This is a genomic window from Streptomyces sp. NPDC020845 (genome assembly GCF_044334165.1).
Taxonomy (GTDB): Bacteria; Actinomycetota; Actinomycetes; order Streptomycetales; family Streptomycetaceae; genus Streptomyces.
Map to the genome: position 1 here is coordinate 30,208 of NZ_JBIRSJ010000009.1, position 20,984 is coordinate 51,191.

Consider the following 20,984-nt stretch of genomic DNA (forward strand, 5'->3'; position numbering starts at 1 on the left):
CCTCCCGGATCAAATCGAGGGTTCGGCGTCGTCGTCGGCGCTGCCGGAGGGGGTGTCGCCTGCGGCGGGGTCGGCCTTGCCGGTGCCCGCGTACGTACCAGCGGGGGTGCCGGCGCCGGTGGGGGCGCCCGAGGGGGTGTCGCCCGCGGCGGGGTCGGGTGCGTTCTCCTTGCGGAACGACTCGTAGATCTGCAGCAGCACCTGCTTCTGCCGCTCGTTGATCAACGGATCGGCCAGTATCACACTGCGCGTCTCCGTCTCGTCCCGCTCCCGCTCATCGAGAATCCCGGCCTGCACATAAAGCGTCTCGGCGGATATCCGCAGCGCCTTCGCGAGCTGCTGCAGGATCTCCGCGCTCGGCTTGCGCAGCCCGCGCTCGATCTGGCTCAGATACGGATTGGACACCCCGGCAGCGTCGGCGAGCTGCCGCAGCGAGAGCTGCGCGCTGCGTCTCTGCTCGCGCAGAAACTCGCCGAGGGTGCCGACGTTCAGTGATGCCATGCCCCCATGCTGCCGTACCAGTGCTAACTATTGCAAGCATTTGCTTGCAGCCGTGTCTGGGATGGGGGGTGTTCCGGGCGGCTTCCACCGCCCGGAACACCCTGATGCCCGGATCGTCGGCGGGCTCATCTGGCGAGTTCGGCCGGTTCGTCCAGCCGCGTCAGCTTCCGCGGATTGCGCACCACATAGATCCGGGTGACCCGTCCGTCCTCCACCGCGAGGCTCACCGCGGCCGGCTCGCCGTCGAACTCGATCCGGCCCGCGGGTGCGCCGTTGAGCCATACGGTCGTCGTCTCGACCCTGGCCACCCGGTTCGCGCGCGCGAGCATCGGCGCCACCACGTCGGCCCCGTGGACGGGAGTCAGCACGGCGGGCACGAGCCCCCCACCGTCGGCGATCAGGACCACATCCGGCGCCATGATCTCCATCAGCTCCCGCAGCCGCCCGGTGCGCAGCGCGACCAGGAACCGCTCCACCACGGCCTGCTGCTCCGACCGGCTCACCCGCACCCGCGGCCGCCGGGCCGCCACGTGCTCGCGGGCCCGCCGCGCGATCTGCCGCACCGCGGCCGTGGACTTCCCGATGGCCTCGGCGATCTCGCCGTACGGCATCTCGAAGACCTCGCGGAGCACGAACACCGCCCGCTCCGCCGGCCCGAGCGTTTCCAGCACGGTCAGCATGGCGATCGAGACGCTTTCCGCGAGTTCGATGTCCTCGGCGACATCGGGGCTGGTCAGCAGCGGTTCCGGCAGCCATTCGCCGACGTAGTCCTCGCGGCTGCGGGAGAGCGTCCGCAGCCGGTTGAGCGCCTGCCGGGTGACGGTCCGGACGAGATACGCGCGCGGGTCACGCACCTGCGCACGGTCGACGTCGGCCCACCGCAGCCAGGACTCCTGCAGCACATCCTCCGCGTCGGCCGCCGATCCGAGCATTTCGTAGGCGACCGTGAACAGCAGGCCGCGATGGGTGACGAACGGGTCCTCGGTCATACCGTCGACGCCGCGCCGGTCTGCTCGGGCCGCTTGGCCAGCGGAATCTCGCACGCATCGGAGTATCCCTGCGAGGTGATCCCGTTCGCGGTGTTGTTCCGGGTCGACAGGTTGGCGAAGCCGATGAACGCGGTCAGCTCGACCAGCGCCGCCGCGCCGAGCTGGGCGAGCAGACTCGCCGACATCTCATCGGTGACGGTCGTCGGCGTGTTCGTCATGGCCTCGGCGTACTCCAGCACCTCCCGCTCCAGCGGGGTGAACACCTCCGACTCCCGCCAGCGCGGCACCTGGCTCGCCTTGGTCAGGTCCAGATTCGCGTTCAGCGCCGCGAAGTAGTTGATGTCGAGGCACCAGCTGCAGCCGACCTGTGCCGCGACGGCCATGTGCGCGAATGTCTTGAGGCTCGCGTCGGCCGCGTCCCACGCGCCCAGCTTGGCCGAGAACTCCAGGCTGGACATGGCGACGTCGGGGTTGTTGAAGCTCACCTCGACGGGCTCGGGCACGGCGCCGAGCTGCTTGATCAGGTTTTCCCTCAGCTCGGTGGGGAGCTCCGCCTTCGGAATGCGTAGCGCCATGGTGTCTCCTTATACAGGTGCCTGCTACGTGTGCTCGTTCGGCATGAAGACACCGCCGGGCCCGCGAGCGTGACACCCCCCGCCTACCGGATCTTGCTCAGCCACGCCTGGAGGGTCAGCAGCTCCGGGTACCGCTCGCGGAGCGCGCCGATATCGGCCTGGTAGCCCTTCTCATTGAGCCAGTCGAACATGTTTGCCGCCTGCTCGGCCGCGGCCCGCAGCTCGTCGGTCGGCTGCCGCTCGAACCGCGTCGGGACGCCGTCGACCTCGGTGAACACCTCGGCGATCCGCTCTACGGTCAGCTCGTCGCCGGCGATCTCGATCTTCTTGCCGATGAACTCGGCCGGCTTGTCGAACGCGTCCGCGGCGATCCGGCCGATATCGGCCAGCGCGATCATCTGCAGCGAGGTGTCCGCGTCCAGCGCGAGCGAACCGACCCGCTCCCCGTTCTGCGCGCCCGGCACCAGGTACGGCCAGTTCTCCATGAAGAACACCGGCCGCAGCACCGTCGCGGGTACGCCGAGGGCGTCGATGTACGCCTCGATCTCCGCCTTGGTCTCGAAGTGCGCGACACCGGACCCGCGCTCGGCGCCGCCGACGGAGCTGTAGACCAGGTGCGCGACTCCCGCGGCCTGGGCCGCGTCGGCGACGTTCCTGCCCTGCCGCACCTCGGCTGCGGGGCGAGGGTCGGCCATGTCGGAGGGCTGCACGCTGAAGACGCCGTACGCGCCCCGCGCCGCCGCGCGCAGCGACTGAGGGTCGTCCAGATCGCCGGTGACCAGGTGCGCGCCGAGCGCCTTGAGGTCCTTGGCCGCCTGTTTGCCCGGGTCGCGCACGATGGCGCGTACCGCCCAGCCGTTGTGGAGGAGGCTGCGGGCGACGGCGCCGCCTTGGCCGCCGGTCGCGCCCGTGACCAGGACTGCCTTCTTGTTCGGCACTGTGAGATCCCTTTGTTTTCCGGTCATTTCTGGGGTGCGGCCGAAACGCGGTCGCGTGCGTGGGCGGGCGCGGGAAGCTGCCCCGCGACGATCGCGGCGAGGGAGAGCCCGAACCCCACGAGTTGGATCAGGCCGAGCGTCTGGTCGAGTACGACGGCCCCGAGCACGGCGGCGACCAGCGGCGAGAGCAGGCCGAGCACCGCGACGGAGGTGACGGGCAGGGTGGTGATGCCCTGGAACCACAGGATGTAGGTGATCAGGCCGCCGACCAGCCCCAGCCAGAGATAGCCGAGGGCGGCGGTCGAGTCGATCGCGGGAGGCGGTCCCTCGACGAGGAAGGTGACCGGCACCAGGAACAGACCTCCCGCGGTGAGCTGCCAGCCGGCGAACGCGGTGGCACCGACCCCGGCGGGACGTCCCCAGCGCTTGGTGAGCGTCACCCCGAGCGCCATCGTGGCCGCGCCGGCGAGGCCCGCCACGATCCCGACGCCGTCGAGCGCCGCGTTCGGCCCGATCACCACCAGGCCGACGCCCACGACGCCCGTCACACCCCACAGGAGGCGCCAGACCGAAAGGCGCTCGCGGAGCACGGTGACCGCCAGGACGGCGACGATCAGCGGCTGGGCCGCCGCCAGCGTGGCGGCGACACCTCCCGGCAGGCGTTCGGCCGCGACGAACAGCAACGGGAGGAACAGCCCGATGTTCAGCACACCGAGCGCCGCGGCCTTTCCCCACCAGGCCCCGCGGGGCAGCGTCCGGGTGATCGCCAGCGCGATCAGCCCGGCGGGCAGCGCACGCAGGAGCCCCGCGAACAGGGGGTGCCCCGGGGGCAGAAGTTCGGTGGTGACGACGTAGGTGGTGCCCCAGACCGCGGGAGCGAGCGCCGTCAGGGCGGCGCGCCCGCCGGAAGCTCTCTGTGCTGCTGGACTTGTCATGCCCGCAGTCTCATGCCGTGGCCATCAATGAGTCCAAGACATGTTTTTCACTTCATCGATCTCGATACAAGATAGATCCATGGAGCTTCAGCAGATGCGGTACGTCATCGCCGTGGCCGAGACCAACAGCTTCACCCGGGCCGCCGAACGATGCCTGGTCGTCCAGTCCGCCCTCAGCCACCAAATCTCCCGTCTGGAGAAGGAGTTGGGCGCGCGGCTCTTCGAACGCACCAGCCGCCGGGTGCGGCTGACCCCGGCCGGAGCGGCGTTCCTCCCCGCCGCCCGCCAGTGTCTGGACGCCGCCGAGCGCGCGGCCGCCGAGGTGGCCGCGGCGGTCGGAGAGGTACGCGGACGGCTCGCCGTGGGCCTGATCCCCACCGTCGCCGCGGTCGATATCCCGGGCGCGCTGCGCGACTTCCGCCAGCGGTATCCACAGGTGCGCATCGGGCTGCGGGTGGGCGCGAGCGAAGACCTCGTCGAGCAGGTCAAACAGGGAGCCCTCGACGTGGCCTTCCTCGGGCTGCCGACCACATCGCGGCCTCAGGGCGTCGCCGCCCACGAACTCGCCCGTGACCGGCTCGTCGCCGTGGTCGCCCCCGACCATCCGCTCGCCGACGAGCCGGCGGTCGACCTTCGCAGGCTCTCTGCCGAGGTGTTCGTGGACCTTCCGGCCGGAACGGCCGGACGTGCCCAGTCCGACCAGGCCTTCTCGGCCGCCGGGCTCGGGCGCGACGTCGCCTTCGAAGTGACCACCGCGGAATTCATCGGCCGACTGGTCGAGCAGGGCCTGGCCATCGCCATGCTGCCCTCCGCGTATGTGCCCCAGCTCACCGGCGTCACCACCATCGAGGTCACCGACGCACCGGCCCGCGTCGAATACGTCATCTGGAGCTCCGTCGGCCGCCCACCCGCGGCCACCGCCTTCCTCGCCATCCTCGACATCCCGGAGGCGGAGGGTGTCGGAAGGCGGCTGTGAGTGGCCGTCATCCCGCTTTACGGGCCGGGAGTTGGGGCCCGAGCGGGGGGGGTCGGCCGAGGGTCACGTCCCCCGCAGGGCGGCTTCCAGGTGGTCGGCCCAGCGCAGCGCGGTGGCGGCCAGCTCTTCGGTGCGCGGGGCGAGGCGGACGCGCGGACCGACGACCTGGAGCGCGGCCACCACCTCGCCGCGGAAGTCGCGGACCGGGGCGGCGACCGAGTACAGACCGGGTTCGGCCTCCTCGTCGACGATCGAGTAGCCCCGCTCGCGGGTGGCGGCGAGCCGGTGGAGGAAGTCGTCGAGCCCGGTGGGGGTGTTCGGGCCGTGGCGTACGAAGTCGGTGCGGGCGAAGACGGCGGCGACTTCCTCGTCGTCGGCGTCGCTGAGCAGCGCCTGCCCGCAGTCGCTGCAGTACGCGGGGTAGGGGCGGCCGATCCACGAGCCGACCTGTTTGCTGCCCGGCGGGACGCGTTCGGCGATCGTCACGGTCGCGTCGCCGGCCAGGACGCCCAGATAGCAGCTCTCGCCGGTCTCGCCGACCATGCCCTCCAGCGCGGTCTGCCCGTCCGTACGCAGGCGGTGGGCGGTGAGCTCCTGGGTGTCGGCGTAGAGCCGCCAGTGCAGGGTGAGCGCCTGGGGCGACCCGTTGCGCGCGACGAAGTCCTCTTCGCGCATGGCGGCCAGGCCGCGGGACAGCTGGCTCCGGTCGCGGGCCAGGTCGCGGGCCAAGTCGGTGGCCGAGGTGCGGCGATGCCCTTCCGCCGTCCTGTGGGCGAGCGCCATCAGCACGTCCAGACCCTTGCCCACGCTCGATTCCATGACCCCTCAGCCGCGTCGCCCCGCCGTGCCGCGCGCCGTCCATACGGCGCGATCAGCTGTCGCGGACACCCTACTGCCGCCCTTTCGCGATACCGACCTCCCAAAGTTGTGCGTTATTTGCATCTTGTCATGCGGTAGATGCACGCATAGCATCTCGCGCATCGGCTTTCGCCCCGGTCGCCCGGGGACGTACGAGGCCGGGGATATACGAGAAGGGACAGCGACAGCCATGACGGCGACGATGACGTCCGCGGCCCAAGAGCGGGGGCCGTGCCGTACCGAACCGGCGATCCGGCGCCGGTCGGTGCGAGCGATCAAGGTGTACTGGCCCGTCTCGCAGCAGACCCTGGCCGCCCTGGCCGCGGGCGATGTCGAGGTGCTGCACCAGGACGAATCCCTGGCCGAGCTCTTCCGCGCCCTGGAGGCCTCCCCGGAGGTCGGGGACTTCGGCCTCTACACCGACGTCTTCGAGGTCGGCATCGGCGCCGAGGGGTTCACCGCGGCGCCCGGGTCCACCCCCACCCTCGGCGCGGTCGGCGCCCGCTCGCTGTCCCCCACCCTCACCTTCACCACCTATGTCGACGCCTCCGCCGCGGACGACGAGGTGTCCCGTGTTCTGACGCGCATCGTGGCCGCCCACCCCTGGGAGGTCCCGGTCGTCGAGCTCTCCGCACCCCTGGAGCTGGTCTCCCGCGCGTAAGCCCTGCGCGCGTAAGCCCTGTGGAGCTCTCCGCGCTCCCCGGCGGACCGCGGCGCGCTGACCCCGCACGCGCCGCGGCCGCCCAAGAGGTGGCATCACCCTCCGCCACGCCGTGTCGTCCCCGTCACCGCCACCCCTGAGGAAGTCATGTCATGACCACATCACTCCCGACCGAGAGCACGTCGGCTCCGGAAAGAGCGACCGACCACCCGCCCCAGGGAACGCTGCGCCGTTCCATGACCAGTCGCCACCTCGTGATGATCGCGATGGGCGGGGTCATCGGCTCCGGGCTGTTCCTCAGCTCCGGCTACACCATCTCCCAGGCCGGTCCGCTCGGCGCCGTCCTCTCCTATCTGGTCGGCGCGTTCGTCGTCTATCTCGTCATGACCTGCCTGGGCGAACTCGCCTGCGCCTACCCGGTCTCGGGTGCCTTCCATATCTACGCCTCGCGCTCGATCAACCCGGCCACCGGCTTCACCACCGCCTGGCTGTACTGGCTGACCTGGGCGGTCGCCCTGGGCTCGGAGTTCACCGCCTGCGGGCTGCTGATGCAGCGCTGGTTCCCCTCCGTCAGCGTCTGGGTGTGGTGCGTGGTCTGCGCCGCCGTGGTGTTCTCCGTCAACGCGATCTCCGCGCGCGTCTTCGGTGAGACCGAGTACTGGTTCTCCCTCATCAAGGTCGCCGCGGTCGTCGCCCTCATCATCCTCGGCGGCGCGGCCATCGGCGGCTTCCACCCGCTGGCCGACCACGGCCAGGCGTTCCCGCATCTGTTCCAGAACTTCAACACCCCCGACGGCCTGTTCCCCCACGGGCTGTCCGGCGTCATGGTCACCGTCCTCGCCGCGTTCTACGCCTTCTCCGGTTCCGAACTGATCGGCGTCGCCGCGGGCGAGACGGACGAACCGTCCAAGGCGGTCCCCAAGGCGCTGCGGGTGACGGTGGTCCGGCTGCTGGTCTTCTTCGCCGGGGCGATCACCGTGATCGCCGCGATGATCCCGTACGACAAGGTCGGCCTGGACGAGAGCCCCTTCGTGACCGTCTTCACGACCATCGGGATCCCCTACGCGGCCGATGTCATGAACTTCGTGATCATCACGGCGCTGCTGTCCGCCGGCAACAGCGGCCTCTACTCCTGCGCGCGGATGCTGTTCTCGCTCGCCGAGGAGGGCCAGGCCCCGCAGATGCTGCGGCGGCTGAACTCCCGCCAGATCCCGATGGCCGCGCTCGTGGTGAGCATGCTGGGCGGTATCGCGTCACTGCTGAGCAGCGTGGTCGCGGCCCAGACCGTCTATCTCGTCCTGGTGTCGATCGCCGGGTTCGCGGCGGTGGCGGTGTGGATGTCGATCGCGGCCTCGCAGTTCTTCCACCGCCGGGCCTTTCTGCGCGACGGCGGGGATGTGAGGGCGCTGCCCTACCGCACCCCGTTCTATCCGGTCGTGCCCGTCCTGGCGTTCGTGCTCTGCCTGGCCGCCCTGGTCGGCGTCGCCCTGGACCCCACCCAGGTCGCGGCCCTGTACTTCGGCATCCCCTTCGTCGCCGCCTGCTACCTCTACTACTACCTGCGGTACAGCCGCAGGCGGAGCGGGACGGCCTCATGACGCCGACGCCGACGCCGACGCCCAAGCCGACGCCGACGCCCAAGCCGACGTCCATGCCGACGCCGCCCACCTGTCTGCTGCTCGATCTGGACGGCACCCTCGTCGACTCCGCCCCCGGGGTCCTCGCGAGCATCCAGGCCGCGCTGCGCGAGGCCGGCACCCCGGCGCCGGACCCCGACACCCTGCGGACGTTCGTCGGCCCGCCGATGTACGAGTCCTTCCGCCACCGGCTCGGCCTCGACGAGCCCACCGCGCTACGGGCCCTCGCGGCGTACCGGGCGCACTACGCCGCGCACGGCGCCCTCGACAGCGCGCTGTACGACGGGGTCGCGGACGCGCTGAAGGCGCTGGCCGCCGCAGGCCTGCCGATGGGCGTGGCGACCTCCAAGGTCGAGGACCAGGCGCGGCGGGTCGTCGCCCACTACGGCTTGGACCCGTGGTTCGAGGCGGTGTGCGGCATCGACGACCGTACGGGCCGCGCCACCAAGCGCCAGGTGATCCGGGAGTGCCTGGCGCGACTGGCCCGGCGCGGCGTCGACGTATCGGCGCCGCTCATGGTCGGCGACCGGTCGTACGACATCACCAGCGCCGCCGCAGAGGGGATCCCGGCCGTCCATGTGCTGTGGGGTTACGGGGACCGGTCGGAGTCGGCCGGCGCGGTCGCGTCCGTCGCGGGGCCCGCGGAACTGACGGACCTGCTGGTCGCGGCCCCGCGACCATGGCCGTTGAACAGCCATCGACACAGAACCACTGACGCGAAAGAGAACCAGCAGATGAGCGACAGCAGCCCCCACCACACCACCACCGCCCCCGGCACCCCCTCTCCCACCACCCCCACCCTGTGGTCGGCCTACCGTGAGCTGATCGGGAGGGCGACGTACACGGACCTCACCCACGCCTTCCACCCCGGGCAGCCGCACTTCCCGGCGTTCCCGGACGAGCGGCGCGAGATGGTCTTCGACATGGACCGCGGGGACGGCTTCAACGTTCACCAGTACACGATCGTGGGCCAGTGGGGCACGCACGTCGACCCGCCCGTGCACTTCGTCGCCGGGGCGCGCACGCTGGACCACATCCCGGTGGCGGAGATGGTCCTGCCGCTGGTGGTGCTCGACATCAGCGAGCGGGTGGCGGCCGACCCGGACGCGACCCCGACCCTGGACGACGTGGCGGCCTGGGAGGCGCGCCACGGCGCCGTCCCCGCCGGATCGTTCGTGGCGCTGCGTACGGGCTGGAGCCGGCGCTGGCCGGACCGGGACGCGATGGCCAACAAGGACGCGGCGGGGGTCAGCCACGCCCCCGGCTGGTCCGCCGAGGTCCTGCGCCATCTGTTCGAGGAGGCGGGGGTCACCGCGATCGGCCATGAGCAGACCGACACCGACCCGGGGTCGGCCACCTCGGCGGGGGACTTCAGCCTGGAGCGGTATGTCCTCGCGCGTGACCGGTGGCAGATAGAGCTGATGGCCAACCTCGACCAGGTCCCGGAGTCGGGCGCGCTCATCGTCGCCACCTGGCCCAAGCCCCAGGGCGGCTCCGGGTTCCCGGCCCGCGTCTTCGCCCTGTGCCCGAACGACATGAATGACTGATCGCCGGCACGACTGGCGTACCGAGCCCCGGCGGACCCGAGTCCGCCGGGGTGTCGCCATGTGAAGAGCCTCGTGAAGAGCCATGCGAAGAGCCATGCGAAGAGCCATGCGAAGAGCCATGTGGAGAACGGATACCGCGATGGACCGACCGGCACTGGACGCGATCGACGAGAAGATCATCGCCGAACTCACCCGCAACGCCCGACTGTCGCACGCCGAGCTCGGGCAGCGGGTGCTGCTGTCGCGGAACGCCGTACGGCAGCGGATCGACCGGCTGGAGCGGCAGGGGCATATCCGCGGCTACACGCTGGTGCGCGGCGGCCACGAGGACGAGGACATCGCCTCGGCGCTGGTCCTGGTCTACCGCGAGGACCGGTTGCGCGGCGGCGAGGTGCTGGCGGCGCTCAAGCGCATCCCGGAGGTCGTCATCTGCGATGTGCTCAGCGGGGAGTTCGACCTGATGGTGCGGATCGAGGCCAGGTCCCTGGAACGCGTACAGGGCATCTGGGAGCAGATCGCCCAGATGCCCGGTGTACGCGATACGGTCACGGCGCTGACGCTCGCGCGCGTGGTCAGCCGCCCGCGAGGTTGACGCATACGACCTTCGGCTGCGTCATGTCCTCGTAGGCGAACCGCACGCCCTCGCGGCCCATGCTGCCGTACTTGAACCCGCCGAACGGCATGGCGTCGAACCGGTAGTCGGAGGAGTCGTTGACCATCACCCCGCCGGCTTCCAGCCGCCGGGCGGCCGCCATCGCCTGGTCCAGGCTTGCGGTGAAGACGCCCGCGTGGAGGCTGAAGTCGATCTCGTTGGCGCGCGCCACCGCCTCCTCGAAGGAGCCGACCGGCTGCAGCGCGACGAGCGGCGCGAACGCCTCCTGCTGCCACAGGGCGCTGTCGGCCGGGACGCCCTCCAGCACGGTGGGGCTGTAGAGGCTGCCGTCGAGGTCGTTGCCGCACAGCAGCACCGCGCCGCGCGCGATGGCCTCATCGGCCTTCGCCTTCGCGGCCCGGGCCGCCATGGGCGTGATCATCGGGCCGACGTCCGTGTGCTCATCGCGGGGGTCGCCGGTGCGCAGCGCCCTCGTCCTGGCGACGAAGGCCGTACGGAACTCCTCGTACACCTCCTGGGCGATCAGGATGCGCTGGGTGCCGATGCAGTTCTGGCCCGCGGCCCAGAACGCGCCGGACACACACGCCTTCACGGCGAGGTCGAGGTCCGCGTCGGCGAGGACGAGGACGGGCGCGTTGCCGCCGAGGTCCATGGCGAGCTTCTTCAGCCCGGCCTGGCGGGCGATGGCCTCCCCGGTCGCGAAGCCGCCGGTGAACGAGACCATGCGCACCTCGGGGGCGGCGACGATCGCGGCGCCGACGTCGGCGCCGCCGTTGACCACGGTGATCACCTCGTCCGGCAGCCCGGCCTCGACGAGGGTGTCGACCAGCCGCAGCGCGGACAGCGGGGTGAGGTCGGAGGGTTTCAGGATGACGGCGTTGCCGCCCGCGACGGCGGGGCCGAGCTTGTGGGCGACGAGGTTGAGCGGGTCGTTGTACGGGGTGATCGCGGCGATGATGCCCAGCGGCTCCCGGGTGAACCAGCCCTGGCGGTCCTCGGACCCCTCGTACGCGTCGAAGGGCACCACCTCGCCCGCGTTGCGGCGGGCCTCGGCGGCCGACAGGGCCAGGGTGTTGACCGCGCGGGCGGCCTCCTTGCGGGCCTGGGCGATGGTCTTGCCCGCCTCGGCCACGATCAACCGGGCGAAGGACTCGGCGCGTTCGTCGACCAGCCGGGCCGCGCGGTCCAGTACGGCGGCGCGGGCGGCCCGGGAGAGGGCCCTTGCGGTGGCGCGCCCGCGGCGGGCGCGGGCCATGATCTCGTCGACCGAATCCGCCGTCGTGGCGCAGACCGAGCCGATTACCTCGTCCGTGTACGGGTTGTGCACGGCGACGAAGCCCTGGCCGTCACGCGGGAGAGCGGCGAGGGTGGTGTCAGTCACGGAAGGCCTCCTGGAGGACGCGTCCAGCGGCGGGTGCGACGTGGCCAGTGCTGTGCCGCTGGTGGATGGCGATGATGTCCGACAGCAGCGCGTACGCCGTCTCGGTGCGCCCGGCGCCGGGGCCGGAGACGGTGACGGTGCCGAGCAGATCGGTGTGGAAGGCAACGGCGTTCACGGGGCCGCCGACCGAGGCCAGCGGGTGTTCGAGGGGCAGCGCGACCGGCGCCACGCGCGCGTCGACGCTGCCGTCCTCGCGGCGGGTCACCGAGCCGATCAGCTTCCACCGCAGCCCCCGGGCGGCGGCGTCGCGCATATCCGCCGGGGTGAGCCGCGAGATCCCCTCCCGGGCGACCTCGTCGCAGGACAGCGTGGCGCCCAGGACCTCATGGGCGAGGATCGCGACCTTCAGCTGTACGTCGAAGCCCTCGACGTCCGCTGTCGGGTCGGCCTCGGCGTAGCCCGCGTCCTGGGCTTCCTTGACGGCGTCGGTGAAGTCCACGCCCTCTTCGAGCCGGCCGAGGATGTAGTTCGAGGTGCCGTTCATGATGCCCTCGACACCGGTGACGCGGGCGCCCGCGAGCAGCCGGTCCGCGGTGCGCAGCACGGGCGTACCGCTGAGCACGGTGCCCTCGAATTCGAAGCTGACGCCGTGCTCGGCCGCGAGCCGCTTGAGCGCGCGGCCGTGCAGGGCGACCGGTCCCTTGTTGGTGGTGCATACGTGCTTGCCCGCCCGCAGCGCCCAGCGCACATGGGACAGCGCGGGCTCGCCGTCGGCCGGATTGGTGAACGTGGCCTCGGCGACGATATCGGCGGGCACCTCCCGGATCACCCACTCGTTGCGCGGATCGGCGCTGCCGCCCGCCATCCCGGAGAAGTCGAGCTCCCCCGGCGCCGCCGCGAGCAGCGGAGCGAGGTCGATGCCGTCGGTCCGCACCAGCGAACCGGCCCGCAGGTCGGTGATCGCGACCACACGCAGGGCGAAGCCCAGCTCCTCGGACAGTTCGTCGCCGCGCTCGGCGATCAGTTCGGCGAGCGCCCGGTTGACGCCACCGAAGCCGATCAGGGCGAGGTCGTACCGGGTCATCTGCTTCAACAGCGTCATCTGCGTCATCAGCGTCTCCTTCGCGTTGTGACCTCGCCCAGCGTCACCTCCGCGCTTGTCATCGTGGCCATGCCGAAGCGCTCGGCGGCGATGCCGATGTGCACCGTCCCGTGAGCGGTTGTCCTCCGGCCGCCGCGGATCGCGTTGGGATCGCGTTGGGATCACGTTGCTAAAGTGAGGCCGTGACAGCGAACCCGCCGAAGGCCCAGGCGGCGTCCTCGCTGCGTACCGGCCTCCAGATCATCAACGCGGTGCTGGAGCGGGAGACCTCCGGGCGCACCGGGTTCAATGTCGCCCGGCTCGCCCAGGAGATCGGCATCGACCCCAGCAAGGCCTCACGGATGACCCAGGAGCTGTGCGACCGGGGCTTTCTGGAGCGCCGTGAGGACTCCACCCTCCGCGTCGCCGCCGGGTTCCACGAACTGGCCCGGGCCCTGAACCACGGCCTGCCGGGCGCGTCCCGGCCGGTGCTGCGCCGCCTGGCCATCGCATACGGCGCCGGCGCCCGCCTCTCGGTGCGCGACGGCGTCCTCGTCCGGCTGCTGCGTTCGGAGGCGCGGGCGCCATGGCCGGCCAGGGCCGGTCTGGTCACCCCCTGCTGGTGCACCGGGGCCGGCCGCGCGCTGCTGCTGGACCACTCCGGGGATGAGATCGCGGCGCTGCTCGAGGGCTACGAACTGATCGGCGTCGGCGGGCCGGGCGCCGCACACTCCGCCGAGGAGCTGACCGCGGCCAACGACCGCGACCGGCCGGGCGGGATGGTTGCCGCGCACGAGGAGTTCGAGCACGGCATCACCGAGTACGCGGTGCCGGTCAGGGACGCCGAAGGCCGGATCTTCGCGGCGCTCGCGGTCCTCGGCAGACAGACGGACCTCAGGCCGCGGGAAGAGGCGATCCGCGCCGATCTGACCGCCGCGGCCGGCTCCCTCGGGCGGCTCGTCGACACGGGCGCGCCATAGCCGACGGGCAGCGTCGGACGGGCGTTGCCCTTGGCCTTGGCCTTGGCCTGCCCTTGACCTTGACCTTGCCCTTGCCCTTGCCCTTGCCGGCCCTGCCCTTGACCTTGACCTTGCCCTTGCCCTTGCCCTTGCCCTTGCCGGCCCTGCCCTTGCCCTTGACCTTGGCCTTGACTTTGGCCTTGACCTTGCCGTTGGGGGAGGCCTCAGCATCGGGGGGCCGGGGGAAGGTACCCGGGATGAGGAGGGGCGGACATGGGTCTGCTGACCATCGGGGCGTTCGCGAAGGCGTCCCGGCTGTCGCCGAAGGCGCTGCGGCTCTACGACGAGCTGGGACTGCTGGCCCCGGCCCGCGTCGACCCGGTGACGGGCTATCGGCTCTACGCGCCTGAGCAGCTTGAACGGGCCCGGCTGGTGGCCTGGTTGCGCCGTCTGGGCATGCCGCTGGCCCGTATCGGCGAGGTCTGCGACCTCTGCGAGTCGGACGCTGCCGCGGCGGCACGGGAGGTCCGGGCCTTCTGGGCCCGGACCGAGGCCGAGACCGCTGCCCGGCGGGACCTGGCCGCCTTCCTCATCGACCATCTGTCATGGAAGGACCCCGTCATGTCTCCGACGTCTTCGACCGCCGAGCCCTTGGACATCCGTTACGCCGCGCTGTCCGACACCGGCCTGGTCCGCGAGAGCAACCAGGACACCGCCTACGCCGGACCGCGCCTGTTCGCCGTCGCCGACGGCTTCGGCACGGGCGGGGCCCCGGCCGGGGAGGCCGCCGTCCAAGTGCTCAAACGCCTGGACGCCGAGGGCGTCGGTGCGGGCGTTCCGGCGGGCGACCTGCTCAACGCGCTGGAGGACGCCGTCGAGCGGGCGGGCCTGGCGGTGCGCGATATCGCCGGAGCCGACCCCGCGCCCCGTGATACGGGCACGACGCTCACCGCGATGCTGTGGACCGGCTCCCGGCTCGCCCTGGTGCACATCGGCGACTCCCGCGCCTATCTGCTGCGGGCCGGTGAACTCTTCCAGATCACCCACGACCACACCCTCGTCCAGTCGATGGTCGACGAAGGGCGCCTCAGCCCGGAGGAGGCCACCTCCCATCCACAGCGCTCGCTGCTGCTGCGGGCCCTGACAGGAGGGATGGGAGGTGCTGGAGGGGCGGCTGACATACGGCTGCACGACGCCCGGCCGGGGGACCGCTATCTGCTCTGCTCCGACGGGCTGTCCTCCGTCGTGCCGACCGAGGACGTACGCCACGTCGTCACCGCGGCCCGCGACCCCGAGCAGGCCGTGCGCGAGCTGATCGCCCTGGCCAACGGCGCGGGCGGCCCCGACAACGTCAGCTGTGTGGTCGCCGACGTGCTGGAGCCCGAGCCCGGCCGTCAGCCGTAAGGTCAGGCCGCCGCCCGGGCGCCGAGGGCGTTAAGGGCGGTGGCCACCGTGGCTTCCAGGGCCTGGGCGTCGGCTCCGGCGCGGGAGCGCAGGTTCACCCCGTACGCGAGCAGGGCCAGGACATCGGCGGCGGCGCCGGGGTCGGTGCCGGGGGCGAGCTGGCCCTGGGCCTCGGCGCCGGTGAGCGCCGTGTGCATGGCGTCCCGCAGCTGCTGGTGGTGGCGGTCCAGGAGGGCGTGTACGTCGGGGTCGGCGCTCTCGGCGCCCGCGTGCGCGTTGGCGACCATGCAGCCCCACCGCGCGTACTCTCCCGCACACCGCACCGCGATCAGCCCGCCGAAGAACTCGGCGATGGCGGGCAGACCGCGCCCGTCCTCGGCGAGGTTCCGGAACGCCGGCTGGGACCACTGCTCCACATAGCGGCGCAGCGCGGCCCGGTACAGCTCCTGCTTGCCGCCGAAAGTGGCGTACAGGCTGGAGCGGTTGAGCCCGGTCGCGGTCACCACGTCCTGGATCCCGGTCGCGGCCACGCCCTGCCGCCAGAACAGCCGCACCACTGTCGCCAGTGCCGTATCGGGGTCGAAGTGCTTGACGTCCGGCATGTTCGCCCGTCCTGCCGTGGTGATCCAGTCATCTTGAAATGGAAATTCCAAGATAGCGCGGCCCGGTCATGGACGTGGGGTCGCGCTCCCCGCTATCTTGAAACGACCATTCCAAGATTGATGTGAGGGAGGAACGGCAGCGATGAGTCTCAACGCCGAACTGCGCGCCTTCTACGAGGCCCGGTACCCGCAGATCCCCGCCGAGGCGCGGAAAGTCATGGAGCGGGCCGGTCAGGAGCTCGCCGACTCCGGGCAGGCCGCCGACGCCCTGTCCGTGGGGGACCGGGCGCCCCGCTTCGAACTGCCCTCGGCGACCGGACGGACGGTGACCTTGGACGGCCTGCTCGCCGACGGCCCGGTCGTCCTCACCTTCTACCGCGGCGCCTGGTGCCCGTACTGCAACATCGCCCTGCGGGCCCTCCAGAGCCACCACGCCGAGATCACCGCGCGGGGCGCGCGCCTGGTGGCCGTATCGCCGCAGGTCCCCGACGAGTCCCTGTCGCTGACCGAGAAGCACGAGCTGGCCTTCGACGTCCTCAGCGACCTCGGCTCCGACACCGCCAAGCAGTACGGGCTCGCCTTCGACCTGCCCGACGACCTCGCCGCCGTCTACGACACGTTCGGCTTCGACCTCCAGCGCGTCAACGGCGGCCATCCGCGCACCCTGCCGCTGCCCGCCACGTACGTCATCGACCGCGACCGGGTGATCCGGTGGGCCTTCGTCGACACCGACTACACGGCGCGCGCCGAACCGGCCGACATCCTCGCCGCCCTGGCCGCGCTGTAGGGACCATCAGCAGGTCGGTCCGAAAGACCGCGCAGCGCGGCGGCGACGGTGTCCCAGTCCGCGGGCACGGTCGGATGGGCGCGGGTGGCGGTGGTGCTGTCCTTGAAGCCGCTGGAGGTGGTGACGCACACCACGGGGCCCGAGGCGTCCCCTGGACGGGCGGGGTCCTCCCGGTGGGCGCGCAGCCCGGCCAGCCCGGCCGCGGAGGACAGCTCGACCCACAGGCCCTGGCCGGCGAGTTCGTCGCGGGCGGCGGCCATCTGCTCATCGGTGACGGTCAGCGCCGCGCCGCGGCTCTCGCGTACGGCCACCACCCCGCGGTAGCCGCCCACGGGGCAGGAGATCCCGTACGCCTCGGTCGGCCCGACCGGGACCTGGGCGGCGGGGCGGCCGGTGCGGATCGCGGTGGTCAGCGCGCCCGCGGCGGCGGGTTCGCATGCGTACAGCCGCGGGGTGCGGTCGGCCAGGCCGAGCAGGGTCAGCTCGTGGAAGCCCTTCCAGACGCCGAAGAGCAGTTCGCCGTAGCCGGTGGGCACGTACACCGCCTCGGGCGGCTCGCCGAGGTCCAGGAAGATCTCGTACGCGATGGTCTTGTAGCCCTCGGGGCCGAAGGGGTGGCCGGTGTGGGCGGTGCTGGTCAGGCTGGAGACCGGCTGATAGCCGAACTCCTCCACGATCCGCCGCGTCAGCGGTTTCCACGACTCGTGGGGCCCGGTGACCACCAGCGCCCCGTAGGCGCGTACGAAGGAGGCCACGGCGGGCGGGGCGGACGGGGAGGCGATCACGACGCACGGCAGCCCGGCGCGGGCCGCGTAGGCCGCCGCCGCGGCGCCGTGGTTGCCGGAGGAGGCCACCACGACGCCGCGCGCCCCGCTCGCCTTCGCGGCGCTGACGGCGACGCGGTTGAGCCGGTCCTTGTGGCTCCAGGTGGGGTTGCGCGACTCGTCCTTGATGTAGACGCCGTCGGGCAGTTGGACCAGGGGCGTGTTCCCCTCGCCAAGACCGGGGGCGGCCAGCGGCGGGAGCAGCGGGGCCCAGCGTTCGAGGCCGTGTACGGCGGGGCGGCCGAACAGGTCGGCGGGCACCCGGTCGTACGCGTAGTCGACCTCCAGCGGGTACGCGGCGGCGTCGGTGGAGGTGCGCGGGCAGCCGTTGATGAGCGGCGGCCACAGGGAGTAGTGGACCGCCGGATCCCCCAGGGACCGCTGACCGGTCGCGAGCGACTGCGACCGCGGCCGCGGCCGCAGCCCCTGCTCGGGTTCGGGGCGTGCGGCGTTGGGCCGTGGGGGACGGGATGTGGGCTGGCCTGACCGGGAGTTGGGGCGCTGCATGACCTGGATCATGCCAGGTCGGGCGTGGTCTGGAGCACGCCAGGTCGGGCGTGGTCAGCCCCGGTACGGGCGGGCGGTCCGGGCCTCGCGCAGTGCCCGCGCCCACCACGTCAGCTGGTCGAGCAGGGCCGTGGCGGCGGCCTCCGGGCCCTTGGGCTCCTTCAGTGTGCCGTCCGTGCCGAAGAGCCCCCCGGCGTTGTGGAAGCTCACCGTCTCGCGGACGGTGACCGCGTGCAGCTCGGCGAAGACGGGCCGCAGATGCTCGACCGCGCGCAGCCCGCCGGAGACCCCGCCGTACGAGACGAAGCCGACGGGTTTGGCCTGCCAGGGGGTGTAGTGCCAGTCGATGGCGTTCTTGAGGGAGGCCGGGTAGCTGTGGTTGTACTCGGGAGTGATCACGACGTACGCGTCGGCGGCCTCCAGCCGGGGCGTCACGGCCGCCAGGGCCTTGGCCTCCTCGGGGCCCGGACGGTGGCTGAGGCTGCTGGGCAGCGGGGTGTCGGCCAGGTCGATCACATCGGTCCGCAGGTCGGCGTGGAGCGCGGTGCGGCTGGTGAACCAGTCGGCGACCTTCGGGCCGAAGCGGCCCTCGCGGGTGCTGGCGACGATGACCGCGAGGCGGATGGGGGTGGTGGCGGCCGTGTCGGTGGCCGGAGAAGTACTCGGGGCGGTGGCTGTGTCGGTAACCATGGCCCCAGGCTCGGACTTAAACATTGGTTGAAGTCAAGCTAGTCTCGTTTCTTATGAGCCAGATGTCGTGGAAGACCCATGAACTCACGGTCGGTGACCTGTCCCAGCGCAGCGGCGTCCCCGCCTCCGCGCTGCGCTTCTACGAGCGCGAAGGGCTCATCCACAGCCGCCGCACCACCGGGAACCAGCGCCGCTACACCCGCGACACGCTGCGCCGGGTCGCCTTCGTACGCTCCTCGCAGCGCGTCGGCATCCCGCTGGCCAGGATCCGGGAGGTCCTCTCGCTCTTCGCCGAGGACCACGTCCTCACCAAGGAGGACTGGGCCCGGATCTCGGAGTGCTGGCGCGCGGACCTCAGCGAGCGGATCGAGCAACTGCTGACTCTGCGCGACAGCCTCACCGACTGCATCGGCTGCGGCTGTCTGTCGATCGACAAGTGCGCGCTGGTGAACCGGCACGACAGACTCGGCGAGCAGGGCCCGGGCGCGCGCCGACTGCTGAAGTCCTGCTCCGATGCGGACGGGCCCGGGACCTGCGGAACCGTCGATCAGGACGCGGTGGACGCGGTCAGCTCCGCCAACAAGGCCAGCGTGCGGGACTGTTCCTCGGGCGTGCCGACCGGGGAGGCGATGAGCTCGGTCGCCCCCGCGTCGACCAGCTCCCGCAGCGCCTGCTCGACGGTGGACTCGTCGCCCAGTACCGCGGTGTCCTGCGGGCCCGCCGAGCCGTCGCGGTCCAGTACGGCCCGGTAGTGCGGGATCTGGTCGACCTGGCTGAACTGCTCGGCCATCGTGGCGCGGCGGGCCTCCGGGTCCGCGGTGACGCCCACGGCCTTGAAGACGACGACGCGCGGCGCGGGCCGCCCCGCGCGGGTCGCCGCCCGGGTGATCGTGGGCACGATGTGGTCCGCCAGTGCGGCCCTGCCCGCCCAGACGGTGATGGTGCCGTCGGCCAGCTCGCCCGCCACCCTGAGCATCGCCGGGCCGAGCGCGCCGACCAGCAGCGCCGGCGGTTCGGCGCCGGGCGCGGTGACCGCGCCGGCGGCCTTGATGGCCTCGCCCTCGTGCGTCACGCTCTCGCCGCGCAGCAAGGGCACCAATACGGACAGGTATTCCCGCAGATGGCGGGCCGGCCGGTCGTAGGAGTGGCCGAACTGCCCCTCGACGATGTGCCGGTGGCTCACCCCGACGCCGAGCGTGAAGCGGTTGCCGGTGGCGGCCTGGGCGGTCAGCGCCTGGGCGGCGAGCGTCAGCGGGTGGCGCGGATACGTCGGGACGACGGAGGTGCCCAGCGCAAGACCGGGCACCTGGGGGCCGATGGCGGCGGCCGCGGTCAGGGCGTCCCAGGCGCCCATCTCGGGCAGCCAGGCGGTGCCGAGGCCGGACGCGGCGATGTCGCGCGCCTGCTCGACGACCGCGTCGAGCGGGGTGCCGAGGACGTTCAGGAGAAGTCCGATGCGCATGGGGTTCCCTTTCACCGTGTCGTAGCGGGGGCGGGGGCGGGGGCCGCGGGCTTCGCGCTCGTGGCGGGGCCGATGTCGAGTACGGCCTTGCCCGGTACGCGCCGCCCGAGCAGCGCGTCGGCCGCGTCCGTGACCCGCTCCCAGGAGCCGCGCCAGCCGATCTCCGGTGACAGTTCGCCGCGCGCCAGGAGGCCGACGAGCGCGGCGAGGTCCGGACCGGGGTGGGAGGGGTCCGCGAAGGAGTGCAGGGACTTGGCGGGGCCGAGCGAGAAGATGCCGTTCGGCGGGAACACGGCGGGCTGGTCGTGGGCGGCCCAGCCGATGCTCTGCAGATTGCCGCCGGGGGCGAGCAGGTTCCAGGCGGCCACGAGGTGGGGCCCGCCGACGTTCTCCAGGACCACGTCCACCGGCTGCTCGACCGGTTCCAGGCCGACCACGACCTCGTCCGCGCCGAGTTCCCTGAGCCCCGCGCCGCGCGCGGGCGAGCCCACCGAGGCGATGACGTACGCCCCGGCCCGCCGCGCCAGTTGGACGGCCATCCGCCCGACCCCGCCCGAGGCGCCGGTGATCAGCACCCGCTTGCCCAGGACGCTCCCGGCCGCGCGCAGTGTCCGCAGGGCGGTGATGCCGACCAGTGGGAGTGCGGCGGCGTCGGCCAGGCCGACGGAGTCGGGCAGTACGGCGAGGCTGTCGCTCGCGAAGGCCGCGCGCTCGCTCCACGCGCCCGGGCCGAAGGCGACTACGCGGCTGCCCGCCGCGGGCCCGGAGCCGTCGGCCGCCGCGCGCAGCACCACGCCCGCCGCGTCATAGCCCATGACGGAGCCGGGCGGCTGATGGGTGGCCCACCGGACCTCCCCGTAGTTCATCGATGCGTGCCGCACCTCGACCAGGGCCTCGCCGGGCCCGGGTTCGGGCTCCGGTACGTCAGCGAAGCGCAGGGACCCCGGCGCCTCGGGGTCGACGGTCAGCGCGCGCATGGTGGCCGCTGTGCCGCTGCTCATGGCTGCCTCCTCATGGCTGCCTCCTCAGGGCAGACGAGTGAACCGGACTGCCAGTC

The 20,984-nt window shown here is 72.0% G+C and carries 21 protein-coding genes and 1 pseudogene; 9 read left to right on the top strand and 13 right to left on the bottom strand.

Features of this window, described 5'->3' with window-relative positions:
* Positions 1 to 9: 9 nt before the first annotated feature.
* The 5 genes from ACH4U7_RS23695 to ACH4U7_RS23715 form a co-directional block, all read right to left on the bottom strand.
* A complete protein-coding gene (locus tag ACH4U7_RS23695; RefSeq protein ID WP_398529854.1) occupies positions 10 to 501 on the bottom strand; it encodes a helix-turn-helix domain-containing protein in 492 nt (163 codons plus the stop codon).
* Between the two features lie 125 nt (positions 502 to 626).
* Entirely contained in the window at positions 627 to 1,490 is an 864-nt protein-coding gene (locus tag ACH4U7_RS23700) for an RNA polymerase sigma-70 factor (protein ID WP_398529855.1), read from the bottom strand.
* Positions 1,487 to 2,065, bottom strand: coding sequence for a carboxymuconolactone decarboxylase family protein (locus tag ACH4U7_RS23705; protein ID WP_398529856.1), 579 nt, complete (start codon positions 2,063 to 2,065; stop codon positions 1,487 to 1,489). Before ACH4U7_RS23705 ends, ACH4U7_RS23700 begins: the two co-directional genes overlap by 4 nt.
* Positions 2,066 to 2,148: 83 nt before the next feature.
* Positions 2,149 to 3,003 carry an NmrA/HSCARG family protein gene (locus ACH4U7_RS23710; protein WP_398529857.1) on the bottom strand — a complete coding sequence of 285 codons (855 nt, stop codon included), beginning with the start codon at positions 3,001 to 3,003 and terminating at the stop codon, positions 2,149 to 2,151.
* Between the two features lie 23 nt (positions 3,004 to 3,026).
* Positions 3,027 to 3,938 carry an EamA family transporter gene (locus tag ACH4U7_RS23715; protein WP_398529858.1) on the bottom strand — a complete coding sequence of 304 codons (912 nt, stop codon included), beginning with the start codon at positions 3,936 to 3,938 and terminating at the stop codon, positions 3,027 to 3,029.
* A 79-nt stretch (positions 3,939 to 4,017) separates the two neighbouring features.
* On the opposite strand from ACH4U7_RS23715, the gene ACH4U7_RS23720 reads away from it, so the two are divergent.
* Positions 4,018 to 4,914, top strand: coding sequence for a LysR family transcriptional regulator (locus ACH4U7_RS23720; RefSeq protein WP_398529859.1), 897 nt, complete (start codon positions 4,018 to 4,020; stop codon positions 4,912 to 4,914).
* Positions 4,915 to 4,977: 63 nt separating this feature from the next.
* On the opposite strand, the gene ACH4U7_RS23725 is transcribed toward ACH4U7_RS23720, so the two are convergent.
* Entirely contained in the window at positions 4,978 to 5,733 is a 756-nt protein-coding gene (locus ACH4U7_RS23725) for an IclR family transcriptional regulator (protein ID WP_398529860.1), read from the bottom strand.
* 229 nt (positions 5,734 to 5,962) lie between these two features.
* Between ACH4U7_RS23725 and ACH4U7_RS23730 the strand changes: the two genes are divergently transcribed.
* The 4 genes from ACH4U7_RS23730 (at position 5,963) to ACH4U7_RS23745 (ending at position 10,209) form a co-directional block, all read left to right on the top strand.
* A complete protein-coding gene (locus ACH4U7_RS23730; RefSeq protein ID WP_398529861.1) occupies positions 5,963 to 6,433 on the top strand; it encodes a hypothetical protein in 471 nt (156 codons plus the stop codon).
* Positions 6,434 to 6,585: 152 nt separating this feature from the next.
* The gene (locus ACH4U7_RS23735; protein WP_398529862.1) at positions 6,586 to 8,031 is read left to right on the top strand and encodes an amino acid permease; all 1,446 of its coding nucleotides are present in this window, start codon (positions 6,586 to 6,588) and stop codon (positions 8,029 to 8,031) included.
* On the top strand, positions 8,028 to 9,617 hold the full coding sequence (locus tag ACH4U7_RS23740; protein WP_398529863.1) for a cyclase family protein: 1,590 nt from the start codon (positions 8,028 to 8,030) through the stop codon (positions 9,615 to 9,617). Before ACH4U7_RS23735 ends, ACH4U7_RS23740 begins: the two co-directional genes overlap by 4 nt.
* A 139-nt stretch (positions 9,618 to 9,756) precedes the next feature.
* Positions 9,757 to 10,209 (top strand): Lrp/AsnC family transcriptional regulator, encoded by a 453-nt coding sequence (locus ACH4U7_RS23745; RefSeq protein ID WP_014177666.1) that lies wholly within the window; start codon positions 9,757 to 9,759, stop codon positions 10,207 to 10,209.
* Here ACH4U7_RS23745 and ACH4U7_RS23750 read toward each other — a convergent pair.
* Complete coding sequence (locus ACH4U7_RS23750) at positions 10,190 to 11,611, bottom strand: aldehyde dehydrogenase family protein (RefSeq protein WP_398529864.1); 1,422 nt, start codon at positions 11,609 to 11,611, stop codon at positions 10,190 to 10,192. The genes ACH4U7_RS23745 and ACH4U7_RS23750 overlap by 20 nt on opposite strands.
* Positions 11,604 to 12,722, bottom strand: coding sequence for a homoserine dehydrogenase (locus ACH4U7_RS23755; protein ID WP_398529865.1), 1,119 nt, complete (start codon positions 12,720 to 12,722; stop codon positions 11,604 to 11,606). The genes ACH4U7_RS23750 and ACH4U7_RS23755 overlap by 8 nt, the downstream gene beginning before the upstream one ends.
* A gap of 173 nt (positions 12,723 to 12,895) precedes the next feature.
* Here ACH4U7_RS23755 and ACH4U7_RS23760 point away from each other — a divergent pair, with 173 nt between their 5' ends.
* Complete coding sequence (locus ACH4U7_RS23760) at positions 12,896 to 13,672, top strand: IclR family transcriptional regulator (protein ID WP_398529866.1); 777 nt, start codon at positions 12,896 to 12,898, stop codon at positions 13,670 to 13,672.
* A 252-nt stretch (positions 13,673 to 13,924) separates the two neighbouring features.
* Positions 13,925 to 15,055, top strand: coding sequence for a MerR family transcriptional regulator (locus ACH4U7_RS23765; RefSeq protein WP_398529867.1), 1,131 nt, complete (start codon positions 13,925 to 13,927; stop codon positions 15,053 to 15,055).
* 2 nt (positions 15,056 to 15,057) lie between these two features.
* On the opposite strand, the gene ACH4U7_RS23770 is transcribed toward ACH4U7_RS23765, so the two are convergent.
* Positions 15,058 to 15,657: a TetR/AcrR family transcriptional regulator gene (locus tag ACH4U7_RS23770; RefSeq protein ID WP_398529868.1), complete on the bottom strand. Its 600-nt coding sequence runs from the start codon at positions 15,655 to 15,657 to the stop codon at positions 15,058 to 15,060.
* Between the two features lie 142 nt (positions 15,658 to 15,799).
* Here ACH4U7_RS23770 and ACH4U7_RS23775 point away from each other — a divergent pair, with 142 nt between their 5' ends.
* Positions 15,800 to 16,444 carry a peroxiredoxin-like family protein gene (locus tag ACH4U7_RS23775; RefSeq protein WP_398529869.1) on the top strand — a complete coding sequence of 215 codons (645 nt, stop codon included), beginning with the start codon at positions 15,800 to 15,802 and terminating at the stop codon, positions 16,442 to 16,444.
* Here the strand turns inward: ACH4U7_RS23775 and ACH4U7_RS23780 are convergent.
* Together ACH4U7_RS23780 and ACH4U7_RS23785 are read right to left on the bottom strand one after the other, a co-directional pair.
* On the bottom strand, positions 16,390 to 17,775 hold the full coding sequence (locus ACH4U7_RS23780) for a pyridoxal-phosphate dependent enzyme (RefSeq protein ID WP_398529870.1): 1,386 nt from the start codon (positions 17,773 to 17,775) through the stop codon (positions 16,390 to 16,392). The genes ACH4U7_RS23775 and ACH4U7_RS23780 overlap by 55 nt on opposite strands.
* Before the next feature lie 54 nt (positions 17,776 to 17,829).
* Positions 17,830 to 18,465: an NADPH-dependent FMN reductase gene (locus ACH4U7_RS23785; RefSeq protein ID WP_398529871.1), complete on the bottom strand. Its 636-nt coding sequence runs from the start codon at positions 18,463 to 18,465 to the stop codon at positions 17,830 to 17,832.
* A gap of 62 nt (positions 18,466 to 18,527) precedes the next feature.
* Between ACH4U7_RS23785 and soxR the strand changes: the two are divergent.
* A pseudogene (gene soxR, locus ACH4U7_RS23790) lies at positions 18,528 to 18,905 on the top strand (redox-sensitive transcriptional activator SoxR); the annotation flags it as partial.
* A gap of 107 nt (positions 18,906 to 19,012) precedes the next feature.
* Here soxR and ACH4U7_RS23795 read toward each other — a convergent pair.
* Complete coding sequence (locus ACH4U7_RS23795; protein WP_398529872.1) at positions 19,013 to 19,927, bottom strand: TIGR03564 family F420-dependent LLM class oxidoreductase; 915 nt, start codon at positions 19,925 to 19,927, stop codon at positions 19,013 to 19,015.
* Positions 19,928 to 19,938: 11 nt separating this feature from the next.
* Positions 19,939 to 20,928, bottom strand: a complete 990-nt coding sequence (locus ACH4U7_RS23800; protein ID WP_398529873.1) for a zinc-binding dehydrogenase — start codon at positions 20,926 to 20,928, stop codon at positions 19,939 to 19,941.
* Between the last annotated feature and the right edge of the window lie 56 nt (positions 20,929 to 20,984).

Excerpts from the sequence above, each read along its gene's own strand:
- ACH4U7_RS23695 (WP_398529854.1), bottom strand. The coding sequence starts at position 501 with ATGGCATCACTGAACGTCGGCACCCTCGGCGAGTTTCTGCGCGAGCAG.
- ACH4U7_RS23700 (WP_398529855.1), bottom strand. The coding sequence starts at position 1,490 with ATGACCGAGGACCCGTTCGTCACCCATCGCGGCCTGCTGTTCACGGTC.
- ACH4U7_RS23705 (WP_398529856.1), bottom strand. The coding sequence starts at position 2,065 with ATGGCGCTACGCATTCCGAAGGCGGAGCTCCCCACCGAGCTGAGGGAA.
- ACH4U7_RS23715 (WP_398529858.1), bottom strand. The coding sequence starts at position 3,938 with ATGACAAGTCCAGCAGCACAGAGAGCTTCCGGCGGGCGCGCCGCCCTG.
- ACH4U7_RS23720 (WP_398529859.1), top strand. The coding sequence starts at position 4,018 with ATGGAGCTTCAGCAGATGCGGTACGTCATCGCCGTGGCCGAGACCAAC.
- ACH4U7_RS23725 (WP_398529860.1), bottom strand. The coding sequence starts at position 5,733 with ATGGAATCGAGCGTGGGCAAGGGTCTGGACGTGCTGATGGCGCTCGCC.
- ACH4U7_RS23730 (WP_398529861.1), top strand. The coding sequence starts at position 5,963 with ATGACGGCGACGATGACGTCCGCGGCCCAAGAGCGGGGGCCGTGCCGT.
- ACH4U7_RS23735 (WP_398529862.1), top strand. The coding sequence starts at position 6,586 with ATGACCACATCACTCCCGACCGAGAGCACGTCGGCTCCGGAAAGAGCG.
- ACH4U7_RS23740 (WP_398529863.1), top strand. The coding sequence starts at position 8,028 with ATGACGCCGACGCCGACGCCGACGCCCAAGCCGACGCCGACGCCCAAG.
- ACH4U7_RS23745 (WP_014177666.1), top strand. The coding sequence starts at position 9,757 with ATGGACCGACCGGCACTGGACGCGATCGACGAGAAGATCATCGCCGAA.
- ACH4U7_RS23755 (WP_398529865.1), bottom strand. The coding sequence starts at position 12,722 with ATGACGCAGATGACGCTGTTGAAGCAGATGACCCGGTACGACCTCGCC.
- ACH4U7_RS23765 (WP_398529867.1), top strand. The coding sequence starts at position 13,925 with ATGGGTCTGCTGACCATCGGGGCGTTCGCGAAGGCGTCCCGGCTGTCG.
- ACH4U7_RS23770 (WP_398529868.1), bottom strand. The coding sequence starts at position 15,657 with ATGCCGGACGTCAAGCACTTCGACCCCGATACGGCACTGGCGACAGTG.
- ACH4U7_RS23775 (WP_398529869.1), top strand. The coding sequence starts at position 15,800 with ATGAGTCTCAACGCCGAACTGCGCGCCTTCTACGAGGCCCGGTACCCG.
- ACH4U7_RS23780 (WP_398529870.1), bottom strand. The coding sequence starts at position 17,775 with ATGCAGCGCCCCAACTCCCGGTCAGGCCAGCCCACATCCCGTCCCCCA.
- ACH4U7_RS23785 (WP_398529871.1), bottom strand. The coding sequence starts at position 18,465 with ATGGTTACCGACACAGCCACCGCCCCGAGTACTTCTCCGGCCACCGAC.
- ACH4U7_RS23795 (WP_398529872.1), bottom strand. The coding sequence starts at position 19,927 with ATGCGCATCGGACTTCTCCTGAACGTCCTCGGCACCCCGCTCGACGCG.
- ACH4U7_RS23800 (WP_398529873.1), bottom strand. The coding sequence starts at position 20,928 with ATGAGCAGCGGCACAGCGGCCACCATGCGCGCGCTGACCGTCGACCCC.